Source organism: Pseudomonas sp. B23(2017) (assembly GCF_002113725.1).
GTDB lineage: Bacteria > Pseudomonadota > Gammaproteobacteria > Pseudomonadales > Pseudomonadaceae > Aquipseudomonas > Aquipseudomonas putida_Z.
This window is the reverse complement of the sequence record NZ_NEJM01000006.1, coordinates 38551-60995: the sequence shown is the minus strand read 5'-3', so window position 1 is coordinate 60995 and position 22445 is coordinate 38551. Positions and strand designations below refer to the sequence as shown.

23 protein-coding genes are annotated in these 22445 nt (G+C 63.7%); 14 read left to right on the top strand and 9 right to left on the bottom strand.

Going from position 1 to position 22445, the window contains the following annotated elements; all coding sequences use genetic code 11:
• Positions 1 to 52: 52 nt before the first annotated feature.
• Positions 53 to 1237, top strand: a complete 1185-nt coding sequence (locus CAG46_RS12020; RefSeq protein WP_085617662.1) for an osmoprotectant NAGGN system M42 family peptidase — start codon at positions 53 to 55, stop codon at positions 1235 to 1237.
• A 168-nt stretch (positions 1238 to 1405) separates the two neighbouring features.
• Complete coding sequence (locus tag CAG46_RS12015; protein ID WP_003252629.1) at positions 1406 to 1633, top strand: YheU family protein; 228 nt, start codon at positions 1406 to 1408, stop codon at positions 1631 to 1633.
• Between the two features lie 113 nt (positions 1634 to 1746).
• On the opposite strand, the gene csrA is transcribed toward CAG46_RS12015, so the two are convergent.
• On the bottom strand, positions 1747 to 1935 hold the full coding sequence (csrA, locus tag CAG46_RS12010) for a carbon storage regulator CsrA (RefSeq protein WP_085589970.1): 189 nt from the start codon (positions 1933 to 1935) through the stop codon (positions 1747 to 1749).
• A gap of 120 nt (positions 1936 to 2055) precedes the next feature.
• Positions 2056 to 2865, bottom strand: a complete 810-nt coding sequence (locus tag CAG46_RS12005; RefSeq protein WP_025338082.1) for an SDR family oxidoreductase — start codon at positions 2863 to 2865, stop codon at positions 2056 to 2058.
• A 312-nt stretch (positions 2866 to 3177) separates the two neighbouring features.
• Here CAG46_RS12005 and CAG46_RS12000 point away from each other — a divergent pair, with 312 nt between their 5' ends.
• A complete protein-coding gene (locus tag CAG46_RS12000; protein ID WP_013971433.1) occupies positions 3178 to 3330 on the top strand; it encodes a DUF3309 family protein in 153 nt (50 codons plus the stop codon).
• A gap of 56 nt (positions 3331 to 3386) precedes the next feature.
• On the opposite strand, the gene CAG46_RS11995 is transcribed toward CAG46_RS12000, so the two are convergent.
• From CAG46_RS11995 to CAG46_RS11985, 3 genes are all read right to left on the bottom strand, one after another.
• A complete protein-coding gene (locus tag CAG46_RS11995) occupies positions 3387 to 5051 on the bottom strand; it encodes a cation acetate symporter (RefSeq protein ID WP_013971432.1) in 1665 nt (554 codons plus the stop codon).
• On the bottom strand, positions 5048 to 5359 hold the full coding sequence (locus CAG46_RS11990) for a DUF485 domain-containing protein (RefSeq protein WP_003260090.1): 312 nt from the start codon (positions 5357 to 5359) through the stop codon (positions 5048 to 5050). The genes CAG46_RS11995 and CAG46_RS11990 overlap by 4 nt, the downstream gene beginning before the upstream one ends.
• A gap of 242 nt (positions 5360 to 5601) precedes the next feature.
• The gene (locus CAG46_RS11985) at positions 5602 to 6462 is read right to left on the bottom strand and encodes a glycine betaine ABC transporter substrate-binding protein (protein ID WP_025338075.1); all 861 of its coding nucleotides are present in this window, start codon (positions 6460 to 6462) and stop codon (positions 5602 to 5604) included.
• Between the two features lie 197 nt (positions 6463 to 6659).
• Here CAG46_RS11985 and CAG46_RS11980 point away from each other — a divergent pair, with 197 nt between their 5' ends.
• Positions 6660 to 8225, top strand: a complete 1566-nt coding sequence (locus tag CAG46_RS11980; RefSeq protein ID WP_085617660.1) for a beta (1-6) glucans synthase — start codon at positions 6660 to 6662, stop codon at positions 8223 to 8225.
• Positions 8226 to 8358: 133 nt separating this feature from the next.
• Here CAG46_RS11980 and CAG46_RS11975 read toward each other — a convergent pair whose 3' ends face one another.
• Complete coding sequence (locus tag CAG46_RS11975) at positions 8359 to 8721, bottom strand: hypothetical protein (protein ID WP_084785071.1); 363 nt, start codon at positions 8719 to 8721, stop codon at positions 8359 to 8361.
• A 190-nt stretch (positions 8722 to 8911) separates the two neighbouring features.
• Between CAG46_RS11975 and CAG46_RS11970 the strand changes: the two genes are divergently transcribed.
• Together CAG46_RS11970 and CAG46_RS11965 are read left to right on the top strand one after the other, a co-directional pair.
• A complete protein-coding gene (locus tag CAG46_RS11970) occupies positions 8912 to 10210 on the top strand; it encodes a serine/threonine protein kinase (protein ID WP_025338072.1) in 1299 nt (432 codons plus the stop codon).
• A complete protein-coding gene (locus CAG46_RS11965; protein ID WP_080958529.1) occupies positions 10203 to 11027 on the top strand; it encodes a VacJ family lipoprotein in 825 nt (274 codons plus the stop codon). Before CAG46_RS11970 ends, CAG46_RS11965 begins: the two co-directional genes overlap by 8 nt.
• Positions 11028 to 11140: 113 nt before the next feature.
• On the opposite strand, the gene CAG46_RS11960 is transcribed toward CAG46_RS11965, so the two are convergent.
• Positions 11141 to 12289, bottom strand: coding sequence for a patatin-like phospholipase family protein (locus CAG46_RS11960; RefSeq protein WP_013971426.1), 1149 nt, complete (start codon positions 12287 to 12289; stop codon positions 11141 to 11143).
• Between the two features lie 149 nt (positions 12290 to 12438).
• On the bottom strand, positions 12439 to 13374 hold the full coding sequence (locus CAG46_RS11955; protein WP_024086430.1) for a lipid A biosynthesis lauroyl acyltransferase: 936 nt from the start codon (positions 13372 to 13374) through the stop codon (positions 12439 to 12441).
• A gap of 111 nt (positions 13375 to 13485) precedes the next feature.
• Between CAG46_RS11955 and minC the strand changes: the two genes are divergently transcribed.
• From minC to CAG46_RS11925, 7 genes are all read left to right on the top strand, one after another.
• The gene (minC, locus tag CAG46_RS11950; RefSeq protein WP_025338069.1) at positions 13486 to 14244 is read left to right on the top strand and encodes a septum site-determining protein MinC; all 759 of its coding nucleotides are present in this window, start codon (positions 13486 to 13488) and stop codon (positions 14242 to 14244) included.
• A 101-nt stretch (positions 14245 to 14345) separates the two neighbouring features.
• A complete protein-coding gene (gene minD, locus CAG46_RS11945; protein ID WP_013971423.1) occupies positions 14346 to 15158 on the top strand; it encodes a septum site-determining protein MinD in 813 nt (270 codons plus the stop codon).
• Positions 15159 to 15161: 3 nt separating this feature from the next.
• The gene (gene minE / locus CAG46_RS11940) at positions 15162 to 15416 is read left to right on the top strand and encodes a cell division topological specificity factor MinE (RefSeq protein WP_025338068.1); all 255 of its coding nucleotides are present in this window, start codon (positions 15162 to 15164) and stop codon (positions 15414 to 15416) included.
• A 160-nt stretch (positions 15417 to 15576) separates the two neighbouring features.
• Positions 15577 to 16212: an RluA family pseudouridine synthase gene (locus CAG46_RS11935; protein WP_011532730.1), complete on the top strand. Its 636-nt coding sequence runs from the start codon at positions 15577 to 15579 to the stop codon at positions 16210 to 16212.
• Positions 16213 to 16381: 169 nt separating this feature from the next.
• A complete protein-coding gene (locus tag CAG46_RS11930) occupies positions 16382 to 17671 on the top strand; it encodes a M18 family aminopeptidase (RefSeq protein WP_025338066.1) in 1290 nt (429 codons plus the stop codon).
• A gap of 188 nt (positions 17672 to 17859) precedes the next feature.
• Positions 17860 to 18027, top strand: a complete 168-nt coding sequence (locus CAG46_RS28905; RefSeq protein WP_170929313.1) for a hypothetical protein — start codon at positions 17860 to 17862, stop codon at positions 18025 to 18027.
• Between the two features lie 44 nt (positions 18028 to 18071).
• Positions 18072 to 20228, top strand: a complete 2157-nt coding sequence (locus CAG46_RS11925) for a mechanosensitive ion channel family protein (RefSeq protein ID WP_025338065.1) — start codon at positions 18072 to 18074, stop codon at positions 20226 to 20228.
• A 112-nt stretch (positions 20229 to 20340) separates the two neighbouring features.
• Here CAG46_RS11925 and phnR read toward each other — a convergent pair whose 3' ends face one another.
• Entirely contained in the window at positions 20341 to 21054 is a 714-nt protein-coding gene (phnR, locus tag CAG46_RS11920) for a phosphonate utilization transcriptional regulator PhnR (RefSeq protein ID WP_025338064.1), read from the bottom strand.
• A gap of 317 nt (positions 21055 to 21371) precedes the next feature.
• Here phnR and CAG46_RS11915 point away from each other — a divergent pair, with 317 nt between their 5' ends.
• On the top strand, positions 21372 to 22436 hold the full coding sequence (locus tag CAG46_RS11915; protein WP_085617658.1) for an ABC transporter substrate-binding protein: 1065 nt from the start codon (positions 21372 to 21374) through the stop codon (positions 22434 to 22436).
• The last annotated feature ends 9 nt before the right edge of the window (positions 22437 to 22445 follow it).

Here is a 22445-nt window from a genome sequence, read left to right as displayed (position 1 = left end):
GAGCGGGTTTACCCGCGAAGAGGCCGGCACAGGAGTAAAGGAGTCCCCAACCATGTCCGACCGACATCCCGAACCCGATCTCGACTACCTCAAGCGCGTGCTGCTGGAGATGCTCGCCATCCCCAGCCCCACCGGTTTCACCGACACCATCGTGCGCTACGTGGCCGAACGCCTGGACGAGCTGGGTATCCCATTCGAGCTGACCCGCCGCGGCACCATCCGCGCCACCCTCAAGGGCCGCCAGACCTCACCCGACCGCGCCGTGTCCGCTCACCTGGACACCATCGGCGCCAGCGTGCGCCAGTTGCAGGACAACGGCCGCCTGGCCCTGGCACCGGTCGGTTGCTGGTCCAGCCGCTTCGCCGAAGGCAGCCGGGTCAGTGTGTTCACCGATACCGGCGTATACCGGGGCAGCGTGCTGCCGCTGATGGCCAGCGGGCATGCTTTCAACACCGCCATCGACCAGATGCCGGTCAGCTGGGAGCACGTTGAGGTACGCCTGGACGCCTACTGCGCCACCCGCGCCGACTGCGAGGCGCTGGGTGTAAGCATCGGTGATTTCGTTGCCTTCGACCCGCTGCCCGAATTCACCGAAAGCGGCCACATCAGCGCCCGCCACCTGGACGACAAGGCCGGCGTGGCAGCACTACTGGCGGCGCTGAAAGCCGTGGTGGAAAGCGGCCGCCAACCATTGATCGACTGCCACCCGCTGTTCACCATCACCGAAGAGACCGGCTCGGGAGCGGCTGGCGCCCTGCCCTGGGATGTCAGCGAGTTCGTCGGCATCGACATTGCCCCGGTGGCGCCCGGGCAGGCCTCCAGCGAGCATGCGGTGAGCGTGGCCATGCAGGACTCGTCGGGGCCTTACGACTACCACCTGTCCCGGCACCTGCTGAAACTGGCTGGCGACCACGACCTGCCGGTGCGGCGTGATCTGTTCCGCTATTACTTCAGCGATGCCCATTCGGCAGTGACGGCGGGGCACGATATTCGTACCGCGCTGGTGGCCTTTGGTTGCGATGCCACCCATGGCTACGAGCGAACACACATCGACAGCCTGGCGGCGTTGAGCCGCTTGTTGTCGGCGTACCTGCTGAGCCCGCCGGTGTTTGCCAGTGATTCGCAGCCGGCCAATGCGTCGTTGGAGCGCTTCAGCCATCAGCTGGAACATGATGCGCAGATGGAAAGCGATACGCGGGTGCCGGCGGTGGATAGCCTGGTTGGCAACAAGGGCTGAGAGCCCTGGGGGCTGCTTTGCAGCCCATCGCGACACAAGGCCGCTCCTACAGACGATACGCGTTCCCCTGTAGGAGCGGCCTTGTGTCGCGATGGGCCGCAACGCGGCCCCAAAATCCCGAATGTTTCGCGTAGCATGCCCCCACCAACACCCTAGGCAACGCCCACCATGCTGATCCCCTACGACCAACTGCAAGCCGAAACCCTGACCCGCCTGATCGAGGACTTCGTCACCCGTGACGGTACCGACAACGGCGACGACACCCCGCTGGAAACCCGCGTGCTGCGGGTGCGCCAGGCATTGGCCAAGGGCCAGGCGTTCATCCTGTTCGACCTGGAAAGCCAGCAGTGCCAGTTGCTGGCCAAGCATGATGTGCCCCGCGAGCTGCTCGACTAGCAGGCCTGGCCTCTTCGCGGGCTCGCCGCTCCCACAGGAATTTCACAAGTCTTGAGAGCGGTGCAGTACCTGTGGGAGCGGGCGAGCCCGCGAAGAGGCCGGCACAGGCAACATCAGATTCCACGGGCTTTATCTTTCTGCCCTTCCTTGATGCGCTTGTACACCTCGGCCCGATGCACCGGCACCTGCCGCGGTGCATCCACACCAAAGCGCACCACCCCGTCCCGCGTTTCCACGACCATGATCCGAATGTCATCACCAATCACGATGATCTCTCCCACTTCGCGCCCTATTACCAGCATGCTCCGGTCCTCCAGCGAAAGGGAAAACCGGAGCCTGCCTTGACAGCATAGGACTACTCAATAGTTCTGCCGTGATTCAGAAGCGCCCTACATTTCCAGGTAATTTTCCTTACAGACGAATCATCGCGACTGAGCCTTGGCCCGCATTTTCATCGCCATTTCGGCCATCTCGTCGTACAGCCGCTCAGGGGCCTGGCGCTTCAGTTGCCAGGCCTGGCGCCCGGCCTCATGGGGCAGGATCAGGAACTCGCCAGCGGCAACCTGCCGGTGGATGTACTCGGCAATGTCCGCCGCATTGATCGGCGAGCCTTCCAGCAGCTTGCCAACCTGGGCTTTCATCGCCGGGTTCGGCCCGCGGAACGAGTCCAGCAGGTTGGTCTGGAAGAACGACGGGCACACCACGTGCACCGCTACCTCCAGTTGGCGTAGCTCGACCAGCAGGCTTTCCGACAGGGCCAGCACGCCGGCCTTGGCCACGTTGTAGTTGCTCATGCCCGGGCCCTGCATCAGCGCGGCCATCGAGGCGATGTTGATGATCCGCCCCTTGCTGCGTTCCAGCAGCGGCAGGAAGGCCTTGCAGCCCTTGACCACGCCCATCAGGTTGACCGCGATCTGCCAGTCCCAGTCCTCCAGCGACAGTTCGGCGAAGAACCCGCCCGAAGCAACGCCGGCGTTGTTGACGATCACGTCGATACCACCGAACTGTTCGGTGCAAGCCTGGGCCAGGGCGGTGAGCTGGCTGTAGTCGCGCACATCGCAACGCTGGACAAAGCCTTCGCCGCCAGCTGCGCGGGCCAGCTCCAGGGTTTCGCGCAGGCCGGCTTCGTTGACATCGGCCAGCGCCAGGCGCCAGCCCTCACGCGCCCAGCGCAGGGCGATTTCGCGACCGAGGCCGGACCCGGCGCCGGTGATCATGATGCGGTTTTGCATGGTGGCTGGCCTTGTTCTGATGGGTTGTGCAACCAGTCTAATCAAGGCCTGGGGGGCAGGCAGGGTTCATCAAGGTAGTGAATGGAGGGGCATGACTGTGTGGTCAGTACCGGCCTCTTCGCGGGTAAACCCGCTCCCACAGGATCATCACAAGCCTAAGGGTTGCTCTGTCCCTGTGGGAGCGGGTTTACCCGCGAAGAGGCCGGCACTGGCAACCATTCAAATGGAATCTTTGACACTCACCACCAGTCCTTATTTACAAGAGGCCAGCAGTCCGAGGCCCTTGACCCTCAACCACGCAAGGACTCCGTCATGACCACGATTCTCATCATCATCCTGATCCTTCTGCTGATTGGTGGCTTACCGGTCTTCCCGCACTCGCGCAGCTGGGGCTATGGCCCGTCCGGCATCATCGGCGTGGTGCTGGTAGTTCTGCTGGTTTTGTTGCTACTAGGCATGATCTAGCAACGAAAACACAAAAAAACCGCGCCGAAGCGCGGTTTTTTCATTGCCGGAAGGGATCAGTGCGAAACAGCACCCGAAGCGCCCAGGCCAGTCTGCGAACGAACGAACTGCGGGAAGAACAGCGCACGTTCGTCTTCGGCAGCCTTGGACTTGTCGGTGACCGAGAAGAACCAGATACCGACGAAGGCGATCAGCATCGAGAACAGCGCCGGGTACTCGTACGGATAGATCGGCTTCTCGTGGCCGAGGATCTGCACCCAGATGGTCGGGCCGAGGATCATCAGCGTCACCGCGCTCACCAGGCCCAGCCAGCCGCCAATCATGGCACCGCGGGTGGTCAGCTTCTTCCAGTACATCGAGAGCAGCAGTACCGGGAAGTTGCAGCTGGCCGCGATGGAGAACGCCAGGCCGACCATGAAGGCGATGTTCTGCTTCTCGAACAGGATGCCCAGGCCGATCGCCAGTACGCCCAGGGCGACGGTGGTGATCTTCGACACGCGGATCTCGTCCTTGTCGTTGGCCTTGCCCTTGCGCCATACGCTGGCGTACAGGTCGTGGGACACCGCCGAGGCACCGGCCAGGGTCAGGCCGGCGACCACCGCCAGGATGGTGGCGAAGGCAACAGCCGAGATGAAGCCGAGGAACACGCTGCCACCCACGGCATTGGCCAGGTGCACCGCTGCCATGTTGTTGCCACCCAGCAGGGCGCCAGCGGCGTCCTTGAAGTCCGGGTTGGTGCTGACCAGCAGGATGGCGCCAAAGCCGATGATGAAGGTGAGGATGTAGAAGTAGCCGATGAAGCCGGTGGCGTACAGCACGCTCTTGCGCGCTTCCTTGGCGTCACTGACGGTGAAGAAGCGCATCAGGATGTGCGGCAGGCCGGCGGTACCGAACATCAGCGCCAGGCCCAGCGAGAACGCCGAGATCGGGTCCTTGACCAGGCCGCCCGGGCTCATGATCGCCTCGCCCTTGGCGTGCACCTTGATCGCTTCGGAGAACAGGGTGTTGAAGTCGAAGCCCACGTGCTTCATCACCATCAGCGCCATGAAGCTGGCACCGGACAGCAGCAGCACGGCCTTGATGATCTGTACCCAGGTGGTGGCCAGCATGCCGCCGAACAGGACGTACAGGCACATCAGGATACCCACCAGGATCACCGCCACGTGGTAGTCCAGGCCGAACAGCAGCTCGATCAGCTTGCCGGCACCGACCATCTGCGCGATCAGGTAGAACGCCACCACCACCAGCGAACCGGAGGCCGACAGGGTGCGGATCTCCTTCTGCCCGAGGCGGTACGAGGCCACGTCGGCGAAGGTGTACTTGCCCAGGTTGCGCAGGCGTTCGGCGATCAGGAAGAGGATGATCGGCCAGCCGACCAGGAAGCCGATCGAGTAGATCAGGCCATCGTAGCCAGAGGTGAACACGAGTGCGGAAATACCCAGGAACGAGGCGGCCGACATGTAGTCGCCGGCAATCGCCAGGCCGTTCTGGAAGCCGGTGATCTTGCCACCGGCGGCGTAGTAGTCCGACGCCGACTTGTTGCGCTTGGAGGCCCAGTAGGTGATGCCGAGGGTGAAGGCGACGAAGGCCACGAACATGGCGATCGCGGAGACGTTCAGCGGTTGCTTCTGCACCTCGCCGGTCAGGGCATCGGCGGCCCACACGGCGGGTGCGAAGGCTCCGCAGGCCAGTACGGCCAGGGCTTTGGCGTGGCGAATCATTGTTGCGCCTCCTTCAGGATGGCCTTGTTCAGCTCATCGAATTCGCCGTTGGCGCGGCGTACGTAGATGGCGGTCAGGACGAATGCCGAGACGATCAGGCCGACGCCCAGGGGAATACCCCAGGTAATCGACGACTCAGGGCTGAGCTTGGTGCCCAGGATCTGAGGACCGTAGGCGATCAGGAGGATGAAGGCGCAGTACAGGCCGAGCATGATCGCCGAGAGAATCCAGGCGAACCGTTCGCGTTTGGTGACCAGCTCCTTGAAGCGGGGGCTGTTTTGTATCGAGAGGTAAATGCTGTCGTTCATTGTTTTTGTCCTAGCAGCACAGATAGGGGTGGAACCCACGACCCTTACTTTATGCGGCTATCGGACGCCAACCAGACGACCTTAGTCTTAGATGCAACGGTGTTTTACCGGTTGCGTAACAAAGTGATGGCCTATTCGCGGGCACGCCCGCTCCCACAGGAACTGCACCAGCTTAAAGGGCAGCGAAAATCCTGTGGGAGCGGGCGTACCCGCGAAACAGCAAAACTGGCCCTGACAGGTTGTTACTTGCCAGTCCACTCCTTCACACGCTCAGGGTGCTTGGCCACCCAGTCCTTGGCCGCCGCTTCAGGCTTGGCGCCTTCCTGGATAGCCAGCATCACTTCGCCAATCTCGTCCTTCGACTGCCAGTTGAACTTCTTCAGGAACTCCGCCACTTCCGGGGCCTTGGTGGCCAGTTCCTTGCTGCCGATGCTGTTCACGGTTTCCGCGGCGCCATACACGCCTTTCGGGTCTTCGAGGAACTTCAGTTTCCACTTGGCGAACATCCAGTGCGGTACCCAGCCGGTCACCGCAATCGACTGCTGCTTGGCATAGGCACGGCCCAGTTCCGCAGTCATCGCCGCGCCAGAGCTGGCCTGCAGCTTGTAACCGGTCAGGTCGTAGTCCTTGATGGCCTGGTCGGTCTTGAGCATTACGCCGGAGCCGGCGTCGATGCCGACGATCTTCTGCTTGAAGGTGTCGTCGGTCTTGAGGTCGGCGATGCTCACCGCCTTGACGTATTCAGGGACGATCAGGCCGATCTTGGCGTCCTTGAAGTTCGGGCCGTAGTCGACCACGTTGTCCTTGTTCTTGGCCCAGTACTCGCCATGGGTCACCGGCAACCAGGCCGACAACATGGCATCGAGCTTGCCGGTTGCCACGCCCTGCCACATGATCCCGGTGGCCACGGCCTGCAACTTCACGTCGTAGCCGAGTTTCTGCTTGATCACTTCGGCGGCCACGTTGGTGGTCGCCACGCTGTCAGCCCAACCATCCACGTAACCAATGCTGACTTCTTTGGCCATTGCCTGTGCCGCACTCATGGCCAGTACCATGGCGGTGCCCACACCCAGGAAACGTCGCATTCTTGTAATAGCAGCCATCAAAGCATCCCCTCGTCAGGTCTCGGAATTTGCATCATCGTCCTGCAACAATAGTCGACCTGCTCCAGCTACGACCTGTAGCCGCCCCATATGCGACAGCACTATGCCATTAGCGCCATCGGCCTGCGCCGACCTGCGCGATCCTTGCATGCCAAAGGTTTGGCGCCGGGCTACTATCTACCCTTTTGCGCCTGACGATGGACCGCCCGATGCCCAGTTCTACCCGCCTGCTGCTGCCGTTGTACCTGCTTGCCTGCCTGCTCGCCCTGCTCGGGCTCGGAGGGCTCTGGTACGGGCTTGGCAAGCCGGTGCAACTGCCCGACGCGGCCAGCCCGACGCACAAGCTGCAATGCGCCTCGTACACCCCGTTCGACAAGGACCAGTCACCCTACGACCGGCCGTTGCGCCTGCGCCCGGCGCGCATGGATGCCGACCTGGCGTTGCTGGCCGAGCGTTTTCAGTGCATCCGTACCTATTCCCAGACCGGTCTTGAGGCAATCCCGGCGCTGGCACGCAAGCATGGCCTGAAGGTGATGCTGGGTGCCTGGGTCAACGCCCACCCGGCCGACACCGAGAAAGAAATCGAGCTGCTGATTGCCGCCGCCAATGCCAACCCCGACGTGGTCAGCGCGGTGATCGTCGGCAACGAGACGCTGCTGCGCAAGGAAGTGACCGGCGCGCACCTGGCCACGCTGATCGCCCGGGTGAAAAGCCAGGTCAAGGTGCCGGTGACCTACGCCGATGTGTGGGAGTTCTGGTTGCAGCACCCGCAGGTGGCGCCTGCGGTGGACTTCCTGACTATCCACCTGCTGCCTTACTGGGAAGACGACCCGCGTGGCATCGACGAAGCCCTGGCCCATGTCGCCGATGTACGCCGGGTGTTCGGCACACGCTTCGCGCCGAAGGACGTCCTGATAGGCGAAACCGGCTGGCCCAGCGAAGGCCGCCAGCGCGAAACCGCGGAGCCCAGCCGGGTCAACGAGGCGCGCTTCATTCGCGGGTTCGTGGCCATGGCCGAAAGCAACGGCTGGCACTACAACCTGATCGAGGCGTTCGACCAGCCATGGAAGCGCGCCAATGAGGGGGCGGTCGGCGGCTACTGGGGGCTTTACGATGCCGACCGGCAGGACAAGGGCGTACTCGAAGGGCCAGTGAGCAACCTGCCTTACTGGCCGCAGTGGTTGCTGGCCAGTGCCCTGCTGATGGTGCTGATGCTGATGCTTGCCGGGCGCCCCGCCACCCCGGCGGCGGCCATGCTGCTGCCGTTGCTGGCGGCGTTTGGGGCAGGCTGCCTGGGGCTTTGGGGCGAGCTGATGCGCACCCATGCGCGCTTTGCCGGGGAGTGGCTGTGGGCGGTGCTGCTGGCGGGGCTGAACCTGCTGGTGCTGGCCCATGCCGTGCTGGCCCTGGCGCGGCGCACGGGCGGGCGCGAGCGCCTGTACGCCTGGCTGCAGGCGCGGGCCGGCTGGCTGTTGCTGGCAGCGGGTTTTGCCGCGGCGGTGAGCATGCTGGCGATGGTGTTCGACCCACGCTATCGCAGCTTCCCCAGCGCAGCATTGGCGTTGCCAGCGCTGGTGTTTGCACTGTGGCCGGTGCCGGCGCGGCGGGCGGAGGTGGCGTTGCTGGCGTTCATCGTCGGTGCCGGGGTGGCGCCGCAGTTGTTTGTGGAAGGGTTGGGGAACCAACAGGCCTGGGGGTGGGCAGTGGTCAGTGTGCTGATGACCGCAGCCTTGTGGCGGAGCTTGCGCCTGCGCCCGGCCTGATGTCCTTGGGACCGCTTCGCGCTCCATCGCAGGCAAGCCAGCTCCCACAGGAGTTATGCTGCCTATGAAATCGGCGCGGTCCCTGTGGGAGCTGGCTTGCCTGCGATGGGCCGCAAAGCGGCCCCTTTCAGCCTTACTCCGGCGACCTGACCAACCGCAACCCTGCCAGCACCAGCGCGAACACGGCAATGCTGGCGGTATACAGCACCAGTGCCGGCACCGCGAACACCAACGCCACCACTGCCAGCCACCAGCCGCCACGCCCTGCAACCAACTGCGCCAGCAGCGCCAGCCCCAGCCCACCCCAGGCCATCACCTGAAGATGAATGCCCAGCCCCAGCAACGACCGTACCTCACACTGCCAGTACGCCGCCGGCGCCGTGCACAGACCCACCCACTGCCCGTCCTCCATCAGCCCGTAGCGCACGCCATAACTGGCAGCAAGCCAAAGCCCCAGAAACAGCACAAGCAGCGCAGCCGGCAGCGAACGAGACATCCAGTTCTCCAATAGCGGAAATCGAAAGCATCCATGATCGCTTATGCCCAGTTGTAAGGCAAAATCACTTCCCTGCAGCTATGTTGCAGATAACAAGCACACCAAAGACCACCGCGCCTGGCAACTTTGCCCGCCCCGTTGTGGTCCTAGCCTGCACACTGCTCGACCTTGCGTTCTTTTGGGGGATTACATGCTTCGATCTTTGCGCCTCGCTGCCTTGCTCGGCGGCCTGCTCATGGCTGTGGCCGCTTCGGCGCGGGATATCGACGCCGCAAGCTATGGCTACCCCTTGACCAACCCGTTCGAGGCAACCATCGCCACCACGCCGCCGGACCAGCGCCCCACCCTGCCCGGCGACGACGAAATCAGCCAGTCCGACTACAGCCTCAACCTGCGCCCGGACCGTGAGTTCACCCTGCCCGACAACTTCTGGGCAGTGAAGAAGCTCAAGTACCGCCTGGCCCGCCAGGACCACGAGGCGCCGCTGATCTTCATCATCGCCGGCACCGGTGCGCCCTACACCAGCAGCATCAACGAATACCTGAAAAAGCTGTTCTACCAGGCCGGCTTCCACGTGGTGCAGCTGTCCTCGCCCACCAGCTACGACTTCATGAGCGCAGCCTCGCGCTTCGCCACCCCAGGCGTCAGCCAGGATGATGCCGAAGACATGTACCGGGTGATGCAGGCCGTGCGCGCCCAGCACCCGCGCCTGCCGATCAGCGAGTTCTACCTCACCGGCTACAGCCTGGGCGCACTCGACGCTGCCTTCGTCAGCCACCTGGACGAAACCCGCCGCAGCTTCAACTTCAAGCGCGTGCTGCTGCTGAACCCGCCGGTCAACCTGTACACCTCGATCAACAACCTGGACAAGCTGGTGCAGACCCAGGTCAAGGGCATCGACCGCAGCACCACCTTCTACGAGCTGATGCTGGCCAAACTGACCCGCTACTTCCAGGAAAAGGGCTACATCGACCTCAATGAAGCCCTGCTGTACGACTTCCAGCAGTCACGCCAGCACCTGTCCAACGAGCAGATGGCCATGCTGATCGGCACCTCGTTCCGCTTCTCGGCGGCCGACATTGCCTTCACCTCCGACCTGATCAACCGCCGCGGCCTGATCATTCCGCCGAAATTCCCGATCACCGAGGGCAGCAGCCTCACGCCGTTCTTCAAGCGTGCCCTGCAGTGCGACTTCGACTGCTACATGACCGAGCAGGTCATCCCCATGTGGCGCGCCCGCACCGACGGCAACAGCATCCTGCAACTGGTCAACCAGGTCAGCCTGTATGCGCTGGAAGACTACCTGAGCAGCAGCGACAAGATCGCCGTGATGCACAACGCCGACGACGTCATCCTCGGCCCTGGCGACATCGGCTTCCTGCGCAAGGTGTTCGGTGAGCGCCTGACCCTTTACCCCCATGGCGGCCATTGCGGCAACCTAAATTACCGCGTCAACAGTGACGCCATGCTGGAGTTCTTCCGTGGTTAACAAACTCCTCTTCGCCACTGCCCTGTTCGCCGCCGGCCAGGCCCTGGCAGCCGAAACCGCCCCCCGGGCCAGCGTGATCGAGGCCGACCCGCAAGTCACCGAAGCACCACTGGCGCCCGAGGCCGATGGTTTCGTCGACCCGCTGCGCGAGCTGAAATTCAACCCGGGGCTGGACCAGCGCGAGTTCGAGCGCTCCACCCTGCAAGCGCTGAACGTGTACGACCCGCTGGAGTCGATCAACCGGCGCGTCTATCACTTCAACTACCGCCTGGACCAATGGGTGCTGCTGCCGATGGTGAGCGGCTACCAGTACGTCACCCCACGCTTCGTGCGCACCGGGGTGACCAACTTCTTCAACAACCTGGGCGACGTGCCGAACCTGTTCAACAGCGTGTTGCAGTTGAAGGCCAAGCGCTCGGCGGAGATCACCGCGCGGCTGATGTTCAACACCATCATCGGCGTGGGTGGGCTGTGGGACCCGGCGACCAAGATGGGCCTGCCGCGACAAAGTGAAGACTTTGGCCAGACCTTGGGCTTCTATGGCGTACCGGACGGGCCGTACCTGATGCTGCCGGTGCTGGGGCCGTCGAACCTGCGCGATACCACTGGGCTGGTGGTGGACTATGCAGGCGAACAGGCGATCAACTACCTGAACGTGGCCGAAGCCAGCAGCGACCACCCGGAAATCTCCGTGCTGCGCGTGGTGGACAAGCGCTACAGCACCAAATTCCGCTATGGCCAGCTCAACTCGCCGTTCGAGTACGAGAAGGTGCGGTATGTGTATACCCAGGCGCGCAAGTTGCAGATAGCCGAGTAAGCCGATCCGGCCCTATCGCCGGCAAGCCAGCTCCCACAGGTCCTCACAATGCCCGGGCCTTCGGTGGTCCTGTGGGAGCTGGCTTGCCGGCGATAGGGCCATGACAGGCAACCTCAAATCCCCAGGAACTGGCAAAGCTCCCGCTTCTTGGCCAAGGCATCCTTTCGCCCCAGCTCTATCAGCTCGCTGCAGTAACTGGCCTCGAACAGCAAATAGCTCAACACCCCCGCCCCGCTGGTACGTGTCGCCCCCGGCCCGCGCAGGAACATGCGCAACGCCGCCGGCAACTCGCGCCGATGCCGCGCGGCAATTTCGTCCAGCGGCTGACTGGGCGCCACCACCAGCACGTCGATTGGCGCCAGGCCCAGGCGCCGGGCGTCAAGGTGCGCCGGCAACAGGTGGCTCAGGTGGTTGAGGCGCTGCAGCAGCTCGATGTCGTCTTCCAGGCTGTCAATGAACGTGCTGTTGAGCATGTGCCCGCCGATCTGCGCCAGGCTCGGCTGCTGGCCGCTGAACACGCGCTGGGTCGGTAATGGTGGCGCCGGCCGCTGCGGGTTGCCGCTGACCCCGACTACCAGTACCCGGCTGGCACCCAGGTGCAGGGCCGGGCTGATCGGTGCCGACTGGCGTACCGCGCCATCACCGAAATATTCGTCGCCCAGGCGCACCGGGGCGAACAGTAGCGGGATGGCCGCGCTGGCCAGCAGGTGGTCGATGGTCAACGGCGTGGGCATGCCGATGCGGCGGTGGCGCAACCAGGCTTCGATGGTGCCGCGGCCCTGGTAGAAGGTCACCGCCTGGCCGGACTCGTAGCCAAAGGCGGTCACCGCGACGGCGCGCAGTTGCTCGGCGGCCAGGGAGTGGGCGATACCGTCCAGGTTCAGGTGCGCCTGCAGCAACCCACGCAATGGGCTGCTGTCCAGTAGCGCCACTGGCGCCGGGCCGCCCACGCCCAGCAGGTTGTGGGCGACGAAGCGGCTGGCCTGGCGGACCACACCGGGCCAGTCGCTGCGGATGACCAGGTGGCTGCGGAAGTTCTGCCAGAAGGCGGTGAGCCGTTGTACGGCGTCGCTGAAATGGGTAGCGCCGCTGGCCAGGGTGACGGCGTTGATGGCGCCGGCGGAGGTGCCGACGATGACCGGGAACGGGTTGTGCGCGCCAGCGGGCAGCAGTTCGGCGATGCCGGCCAGCACGCCGACCTGGTAGGCAGCGCGGGCGCCGCCGCCAGAAAGGATAAGACCGGTTACCGGGGGTGGGGCCATAGGAGTCCTTCCTGGGGTTGGTGTGCTGTCAGTGCCGGCCCTTTCGCGGGTAAACCCGCTCCCACAGGTATTGCACAGCCTTCAAGGCCTGTGGAGAACCTGTGGGAGCGGGTTCACCCGCGAATAGGCCGGCACAGGCAAAAGAAAATTCAGCGCTTCTTCTTGTCATACAGCCGCGGCTCCCCTTCGGGCCGCGACTTGAACCGGCGGTGCGCCCACAGGTACTGCTCGGGGCATTCGCGCAACACGCTTTCCACCCACTGGTTGATGCGCAGGCAGTCAGCCTCTTCGCTCTCCCCGGGGAAATCCGCCAGCGGCGGGTGGATCACCAGGCGATAGCCGCTGCCATCCTCCAGGCGCTTCTGGGTGAACGGAATCACCTGCGCCTTGCCCAACCGGGCAAACTTGGTGGTGGCGGTCACCGTCGCCGCCGGGATGCCGAACAGCGGCACGAACAGGCTCTGCTTGGCGCCGTAGTCCTGGTCGGGTGCGTACCAGATCGCTCGGCCCGAACGCAGCAGCTTGAGCATGCCGCGCACGTCCTCGCGCTCCACCGCCAGCGAGTCGAGGTTATGCCGCTCGCGGCCGCTGCGCTGGATGAAGTCGAACAGCGGGTTGCCGTGCTCGCGGTACATGCCGTCGATGGTGTGCTGCTGGCCCAGCAGCGCGGCGCCGATTTCCAAGGTGGTGAAGTGCACCGCCATCAGGATGGCCCCCTGCCCCGCCTGCTGGGCGGCCTGCAGGTGCTCCAGCCCCTCGACATGGGCCAGGCGCGCCAGCCGGGCCTTGGGCCACCACCAGCTCATGGCCATTTCGAAGAAGGCGATACCGGTGGAGGCGAAGTTGGCCTTGAGCAGGCGCTGCCGTTCGTCGACCGACAGCTCAGGGAAGCACAGCTCCAGGTTGCGCGCGGCAATGCGCCGCCGCTCACCGGCAAAGCGGTACATCACCGCGCCCAGCGCGGCACCGACTTTCAACAGGACCCGGTACGGCAACTGGACCACCAGCCACAGCAGGCCCAGGCCCAGCCACAGGCCCCAGAAACGTGGGTGAAGGAAATAGGGACGAAAACGCGGGCGTTCCATTGAAGCTTCCGGAAAGACAAAGGCCGCGCATTCTACAACGGATCAGCGCATGTTGCGGGCAACCGGTCTTATCGTTATAAGTCAGGGCACTTTTTTCGCAACAAGCCGTCTATGCAGACCATGAGCCCAAACCACACACCCGACACCGCCTCCGTGTTCCAGCTCAAGGGCAGCATGCTCGCCATTACAGTGCTGGAACTGGCGCGCAATGACCTTGAAGCCCTCGACCGCCAACTGGCGGCCAAAGTCGCCCAGGCACCGAACTTCTTCAGCAACACGCCGCTGGTGCTGGCGCTGGACAAGCTGCCGGCCGACGAGGGGGCAATCGACCTGCCCGGCTTGATGCGGATCTGCCGCCACCACGGCCTGCGTACCCTGGCCATCCGCGCCAACCGCATCGAGGACATCGCCGCCGCCATCGCCATCGACCTGCCGGTGCTGCCGCCATCCGGCGCGCGCGAGCGGCCGCTGGAGCCCGAACCCGAGGTGAAGAAGCCCGAGCCGGCCCCTGTCCCGCCGCCAATCCTCGAACCCGAGGTGCGCCCGACCCGCATCATCACTTCGCCAGTACGTGGCGGCCAGCAGATCTACGCCCAGGGCGGCGACTTGGTGGTGACCGGTTCGGTCAGCCCGGGGGCGGAACTTCTGGCCGATGGCAACATCCATGTGTACGGCGCCATGCGCGGCCGCGCCCTGGCCGGCATCAAAGGCAATACCAAGGCACGTATCTTCTGCCAGCAGATGACCGCCGAAATGGTTTCCATCGCCGGCCAGTACAAGGTATGCGAAGACCTGCGCCGCGACCCGCTGTGGGGCACTGGCGTGCAAGTCAGCCTGTCTGGCGACGTGTTGAACATCACCCGTCTTTAACGGATACTTGCCAGCATTTTTAGTGCAACTTTTCTTACCGTTGCCGTTTATTTGTATTTTTGCAGGGACTTGTGTCCCGATTATTTTAGGGGTGAAACACCTTGGCCAAGATTATCGTGGTTACTTCCGGCAAGGGGGGTGTGGGCAAGACCACCACCAGCGCCGCCATTGGTACCGGCCTCGCACTGCGTGGCCACAAGACCGTCATCGTCGACTTCGACGTGGGCCTGCGTAACCTCGACCTGATCATGGGCTGCGAACGCCGCGTGGTGTACGACTTCGTCAACGTGGTCAACGGCGAAGCCAACCTGCAACAGGCCCTGATCAAGGACAAGCGCCTCGAGAACCTGTACGTGCTGGCCGCCAGCCAGACCCGTGACAAGGACGCGCTGACCCAGGAAGGCGTGGAAAAGGTCCTGATGGAGCTGAAGAAAGACTTCGACTTCGTCATCTGCGACTCGCCGGCCGGTATCGAGAAAGGCGCACACCTGGCCATGTACTTTGCCGACGAAGCCGTCGTGGTCACCAACCCCGAGGTGTCCTCGGTACGTGACTCCGACCGCATGCTGGGCATCCTGTCGAGCAAGTCGCGCCGCTCCGAGAACGGCGAAGAGCCGATCAAGGAACACCTGCTGATCACCCGCTACCACCCGGAGCGCGTGGAAAAGGGCGAAATGCTGAGCATCGCCGACGTCGAAGAGATCCTGGCGATCAAGCTCAAGGGTGTGATCCCCGAGAGCCAGGCAGTGCTCAAGGCTTCCAACCAGGGTATCCCGGTCATCCTCGACGACCAGAGCGATGCCGGCCAGGCCTATAGCGATACCGTCGACCGTCTGCTGGGCAAAGAAAAGCCCCTGCGGTTCATCGAAGTGCCGAAGCAAGGATTCTTCGCGCGCCTGTTTGGAGGCAAGTAAACCATGAACCTTTTTGACTTCTTTCGTGGCAGACAGAAAACTACCAGCGCGTCGGTAGCGAAAGAGCGTCTACAGATCATCGTGGCGCACGAGCGCGGCCAACGCAGCGAACCGGACTACCTGCCAGCGCTGCAGAAAGAACTGCTGGAAGTGATCCGCAAATATGTGAACATCGGCAACGATGATGTGCATATCGAGCTGGAAAACCAGGGTAGCTGCTCGATTCTGGAACTGAACATCACCTTGCCGGATCGCTGATTTCGCGACCAGGCTTTGAGCATTGGGGCTGCTTTGCAGCCCATCGCGACACAAGGCCGCTCCTACAGGGGAAATGCATAACCCCTGTAGGAGCGGCCTTGTGTCGCGATGGGCCGCAAAGCGGCCCCAGTGTTTTCCCCGATATAACCGAGACCAAGCAATGCCGCTGTCCAACATCCAGATCCTGCACGAAGACGCCGCCATCCTGGTGATCAACAAACCGACCCTGTTGCTGTCGGTACCCGGCCGCGCCGAGGACAACAAGGATTGCCTGATCACTCGCCTGCAGGAAAACGGCTACCCCGACGCGTTGATCGTGCACCGCCTGGACTGGGAAACTTCCGGCATCATCCTGCTGGCCCGGGATGCCGACAGCCACCGTGAGCTGTCGCGCCAGTTCCACGACCGCGAAACCGAAAAGGCCTACACCGCGCTGTGCTGGGGCCAGCCGGCGCTGGACAGCGGCAGCATCGACCTGCCGTTGCGCTATGACCCGCCGACCAAGCCACGGCATGTGGTGGACCACGAACAGGGCAAGCATGCGCTGACCTTCTGGCGCATCGTCGAGCGCTGCGGTGATTACTGCCGGGTAGAGCTGACACCGATTACCGGGCGTTCGCACCAGTTGCGCGTGCACATGCTGTCGATCGGGCACCCGCTGCTGGGCGACCGGCTGTATGCCAACCCCGAGGCACTGGCTGCCCACGAGCGGCTGTGCCTGCATGCCTCGATGCTGAGCTTTACCCACCCGGTTTCCGGGGAGCGGTTGAAGTTCGAGTGCCCTGCGCCTTTCTGAATTTGTACAGCCTGTGCCGGCCTCTTCGCGGCTAAAGCCGCTCCCACAGGGACCGCACCGCTTTCGACGGTTGTGCAGTACCTGTGGGAGCGGCTTCAGCCGCGAAGAGGCAGACACAATTTGTCGACCTAATACGCTAAACTCGCGCCACTGCTGTCTGGAGTGAGCTATGCGCGACGTACTGAATTCTGGCCTTATCGACTTCCTCAAGGCCTCCCCCACGCCCTTCCACGCCACCGCCAGCCTGGCCCAGCGCCTGGAAGCTGCCGGCTACCAGCGCCTGGACGAGCGCGACAGCTGGGCCACAGTGCCTGGCGGCCGCTACTACGTCACCCGCAACGACTCGTCGATCATCGCCATCAAGCTGGGCAAGCAGGCACCGTTGCTGAACGGTATCCGCATGGTCGGCGCCCACACCGACAGCCCGTGCCTGCGGGTCAAGCCGCAGCCCGAGCTGCAGCGCCAGGGCTTCCTGCAGCTGGGCGTCGAAGTGTATGGCGGCGCCCTGCTGGCGCCATGGTTCGACCGCGACCTGTCGCTGGCCGGCCGGGTCACCTACCGCCGTGACGGCAAGGTCGAAAGCCAGCTGATCGACTTCAAGCTGCCGATCGCGGTCATCCCCAACCTGGCGATCCATCTCAACCGCACCGCCAACGAAGGCTGGGCGATCAACCCGCAGAACGAGCTGCCGCCGATTCTGGCCCAGGTAGCGGGTGACGAACGCATCGACTTCCGCGCCCTGCTCACCGAGCAACTGGCTCGCGAGCACGAACTGATCGCCGATGTGGTGCTGGATTACGAGCTGAGCTTCTACGACACCCAGGACGCCGCGCTGGTCGGCCTGAACGGCGACTTCATCGCCGGTGCGCGCCTGGACAACCTGTTGTCGTGCTACGCCGGCCTGCAGGCCCTGCTGGCCGCCGACAGCGACGAAACCTGCGTACTGGTGTGCAACGACCATGAAGAAGTCGGCAGCTGCTCGGCCTGTGGCGCCGACGGCCCGATGCTGGAGCAGACCCTGCAACGCCTGCTGCCGGATGGCGACGCCTACGTGCGCACCATCCAGCGCTCGCTGATGGTGTCGGCCGACAACGCCCACGGCGTGCACCCCAACTACGCCGACAAGCACGACGGCAACCACGGGCCCAAGCTCAACGCCGGGCCGGTAATCAAGGTGAACAACAACCAGCGCTACGCTACCAACAGCGAAACCGCCGGGTTCTTCCGCCACCTGTGCATGGCCGAGGAAGTGCCGGTGCAAAGCTTCGTGGTACGCAGCGACATGGGCTGTGGCTCGACCATTGGGCCAATTGCAGCCAGCCACCTGGGCGTGCGTACGGTGGATATCGGCTTGCCGACCTTTGCCATGCATTCGATTCGCGAGCTGTGCGGTAGCCATGACCTGGCGCACCTGGTGAAGGTGCTGAGCGCCTTCTACCGTTGCCGCGAGTTGCCCTGATGCCTTGATGCAAGCAGGCCCGGCCTCTTCGCGGGTAAACCCGCTCCCACAGGTACCGCACAGTTCCTGTGGGAGCGGGTTCACCCGCGAAGAGGCCGGGCCTGCTTGCACCTGCTCAAGGTCAATCCCGCTTCGCCCGCTACCCGCTATGCTTGTTACATGGCCCCACTGCAAAAGGATTGCTGTCCATGTCCCCGTTCCTGTCCCTGTTCGTGCCGGTGTTTCTGTTCCTGATGCTGCTGACCATCGGTTTCAGCCTGCGCGAGCGCAACATCGGCGTACTGATGATGTGGATCGGTACCTTGGGCATCTTCGGCCTCACCTGCTGGAAGATCCTCGAGAAACTGCCGTCATAAACCTCTACACTCGGCCAATCGTTTGACCTGAGGTAGTTTTGCCAGTGCCTGCCCTCCTGCGTTGCCTGTTCCTGCTGCTGTTCCTGTTTGTCACCCCGCTACAGGCTGCGGGCCTGCCAGGCCTGCTGGGTGGCAGCGCGCCCGCGCAGCCAGAGGCCAGCGAACCGCTGGGCAAGTCGCTGGACGAGGTGATCAAGAACCTGGAAAACGACCAGCAGCGGGCCAAGTTGCTGGCCGACCTGAAAAAGCTGCGCGACGCCACCAGGCAATCGCAACCCACCGTCGAACAGGGCGTGCTCGGCCTGATCGGCGGCGCCCTGCATGACTTCGAAAAGCAGTTCAGCGGTGATGCCAGCCCGTTCCATCGCTGGGCCGCGGAAATCGAACAGGCCCAGGCCGAACTGACCGAGTTGATGGTGCCGGTGCACCAGTGGCCGGCCATCCTGTTCGGCTTTGCCGCCGTCATTGCCGTCTGGAGCGTGCTGGCCTACGCCTTCAACTGGGTCGGGCATCGGGTACGCCTGCGTTTTGGCCTGAGCGAGGAACTGCCACAGCACCCGCGCACCTGGGACCTGGTGCGCTTCGCCCTGCGCAAGCTTGGCCCGTGGCTGGTTGCGCTGTTGTTCACCGTGTACCTGAGCTTCGTGCTGCCGCCGTCGCTGGGCAAGTCGCTGGCCATGGTGCTGGCCTACGCACTGGTGGTCGGCACCTGCTTCTCGGCCATCTGCGTGATCGCCTTCTCGCTGCTCGACGGCCCCCACCGCCACCGCGCCCTGCACATCCTGCGCCACCAGGCGTTCCGCCCACTGTGGCTGATCGGCAGCTTCGCCGCGTTTGGCGAAGCGATGAGCGACCCGCGCCTGATGGTCGCCCTCGGCACCCACCTGGCCCACGCCCTGGCCACCCTGGCCAACGTGATTGCGGCGCTGTGCACCGGGCTGTTCATCCTGCGCTTCCGCCGCCCGATCGCCCACCTGATCCGCAACCAGCCACTGTCACGGCGCCTGACCCGACGCACCCTCAGCGACACCATCGAGATCCTCGGCAGCTTCTGGTTCGTGCCGGCACTGATCCTGGTGGCGATTTCGCTGTTCGCTACCTTCATCTCGGCCGGCGACACCAGCACCGCCCTGCGCCAGTCGCTGATGTGCACGGTGCTGGTGGTGGTGTGCATGGTGCTCAACGGCCTGGTGCGCCGCCACGCAGCCAACCCCAAGCGCGCCAACAAGCGCCAGGCGGTGTACGCCGAGCGCCTGCGCAACTTCGGTTACCTGCTGGTGCACCTGTTCATCTGGCTGGTGTTCATCGAGTTGGGGCTGCGCGTGTGGGGCCTGTCGATGATCAGCTTCGCCGAGGGCGACGGCCACGACATAAGCGTGCGCCTGCTGGGCCTGGCCGGCACGCTGATCGTCGCGTGGCTGGTGTGGATCCTTGCCGACACCGCCGTGCACCACGCCCTGGTGCGCTCGCGCCGAGGCCTGGCCAACGCCCGCGCGCAAACCATGATGCCGTTGATCCGCAACGTGATGTTCGTGGTCATCTTCATCATCGCGGTGATCGTCGCCCTGGCCAACATGGGCATGAACGTCACCCCGCTGCTGGCGGGTGCCGGTGTGATCGGCCTGGCCATCGGCTTTGGTGCGCAGTCGCTGGTGGCCGACCTGATCACCGGGCTGTTCATCATCATCGAGGACTCGCTGGCCATCGACGACTACGTGGATGTGGGTGGGCACCTGGGCACGGTGGAGGGGCTGACCATCCGTACCGTGCGCCTGCGTGACATCGACGGCATCGTGCATACCATCCCGTTCAGCGAGATCAAGAGCATCAAGAACTACTCGCGCGAGTTCGGCTACGCGATCTTCCGCGTGGCGATCCCGCACAGCATGAACATCGACCAAGCGATCACGCTGATTCGCGAAGTGGGGCAGAAGCTGCGCAACGACCCGCTGATGCGCCGCAACATCTGGTCGCCGCTGGAGCTGCAGGGGGTGGAGAGCTTCGAGTCGGGGTCGGCGATCTTGCGGGCGCGGTTCAAGACTGCGCCGATCAAGCAGTGGGAAGTGTCGCGGGCGTTCAACCTGGCGTTGAAGCGGCAGCTGGATGAGGCCGGGCTGGATTTGGCTACGCCACGGTTGTCGGTGCAGGTGGTGACGGCGGCTGGTGGCACGATGGCAGATGGCAACGCCGTATCGAACTAGGGCCGCTTCGCGCCCCATCGCGACACAAGGCCGCTCCTACAGGAAGTACGCGCTCCCCTGTAGGAGCGGCCTTGTGTCGCGATGGGCTGCAAAGCAGCCCCAAAAACCATGATCAACCCGCCTGGGCGCGAATGCGGATGGCATCATGCCGCCAATACTCCAGGTCACAGTCGATCAGGTGTCCATGCTGGTCACTGTTGACCCGGGTGATATGCAGCCCTGGGCTTCCCGCCGACACCTTCAAGGCACTGGCCGCCTCCACCGGCAACGCCGTCGGCAAGATCTCGAAGCACACCTGCCCATACTGGATGCCATACACCCGCCCATAAATCTCGGTCAGCGACTGGGCCAGGTCCTGTTCGAGAATCTCCGGGAAGTACCGGGGGTTGAGGTAGTGCTCGGCATACAGCACTGCCCGCCCATCGATCCGCCGTAACCGGCAGATACGCACCACACTGGACAACGCCGGCAGCTGCAAGCGCGCACAGATGGCCGCCGAGGCCGGCTGCAGCCGCGCCGACAACAGTTCGGTACTGGGTACCCGCCCCTGGTCGCGGACCATGGCATGGAAGTGGCTGCGCTCGATCAGGTCGTAGGTCAGCCGTTCGGGCGCGACGAACCAGCCGCGACGCTCTTCGCGGTAGATCAGCCCCTGGGCTTCGAGCTGCACCAGCGCCTCACGCAGGGTAATGCGCGTGGTATCGAACACCTCGCTGAGCTTGCGCTCGGCCGGCAGCTTGCCGCCCGGCGCCAGCAGGCCGTGCTCGATCTGCTCCTGCAGAGCGTGACAGATGGCTGTTACCGCACGCGGTGGCATCGACTGCATCAAAGGTTACCTATCTGGACTAGTCCAGCCCCAGAACAGGGCACTTGGAGAATAGTGCAAGCCTAGGCAGGGCTGATGACCATCCTGTGACAAAGGCTTTGGCCAGACACTGCCAGAAACGCGCCAACCCAGCAGAACCGGGGCGGCTGCGTGGTCTACGCTGTAGCTTCAGGGCCTTCACCGGCCCTTCCCTACATCAAACTGTCACGCAAGCAGCCTACCTTGGCTCAAGGTTTGCTGACCTAGACCAACGGTCACCAGACAACGGCTTCACTCATAACAACCATCGCTAAAGGCACCCACCCAAGGAGCTTCGGATGAAAAAGTTGTTCATGGCGTCACTGCTCGGTTCGGCCATCGCCCTGTGTACCACGGCCATGGCCGCCGATACCGACCTCAAGGCCCTGGAAGACGCCGCCCGCAAGGAAGGCAACGTCAACAGCGTGGGCATGCCCGATGCCTGGGCCAACTGGAAAGGCACCTGGGAAGACCTGGCCAGCAAGTACGGCCTCAAGCACAGCGACACCGACATGAGCTCGGCCCAGGAAATCGCCAAGTTCGAAGCCGAGAAGGACAACGCCAGCGCCGACATCGGCGACGTGGGTGCCGCCTTCGGCCCGATCGCCGTGAGCAAGGGCGTGAGCCAGGCGTACAAGCCGAGCACCTGGGACCAGGTGCCGACCTGGGCCAAGGACAAGGACGGCCACTGGGCGCTGGCCTATACCGGCACCATCGCCTTCATCATCAACAAGGACCTGGTCAAGGAAGGCGAGCGGCCAACCTCCTGGCATGACCTGGAAAAAGGCAAGTACAAGGTCGCCATCGGTGACGTCGGCACCGCTGCCCAGGCCGCCAACGGCGTGCTGGCTGCGGCGATCGCCTACAAGGGTGACGAGACCAACCTGGCACCGGGCCTGCAACTGTTCACCAAGCTGGCCCAGCAGAAGCGCCTGTCGCTGGCCAACCCGACCATCCAGACCCTGGAGAAGGGCGAGGTGGAAGTGGGCGTGGTGTGGGACTTCAACGGCCTGAGCTACCGTGAACAGATCGACCCCAAGCGTTTCGAAGTGCTGATCCCGTCGGATGGCTCGGTGATCTCCGGCTATACCACCGTCATCAACAAGTACGCCAAGCACCCGAACGCGGCCAAGCTGACGCGTGAATACATCTTCAGCGACGCCGGGCAGATCAACCTGGCCAAGGGGCATGCGCGGCCGATCCGTGCCGAGCACCTGAAGCTGCCGGACGATGTACAGGCCAAGCTGCTGCCCAACGAACAGTACAAGGCCGCACAGCCGATCAAGAACGCCGAGGCCTGGGAAGCGAGCTCGAAGAAACTGCCGCAGATGTGGCAGGAGCAGGTGATCATCGAGATGGAGTAAGGGGCTATC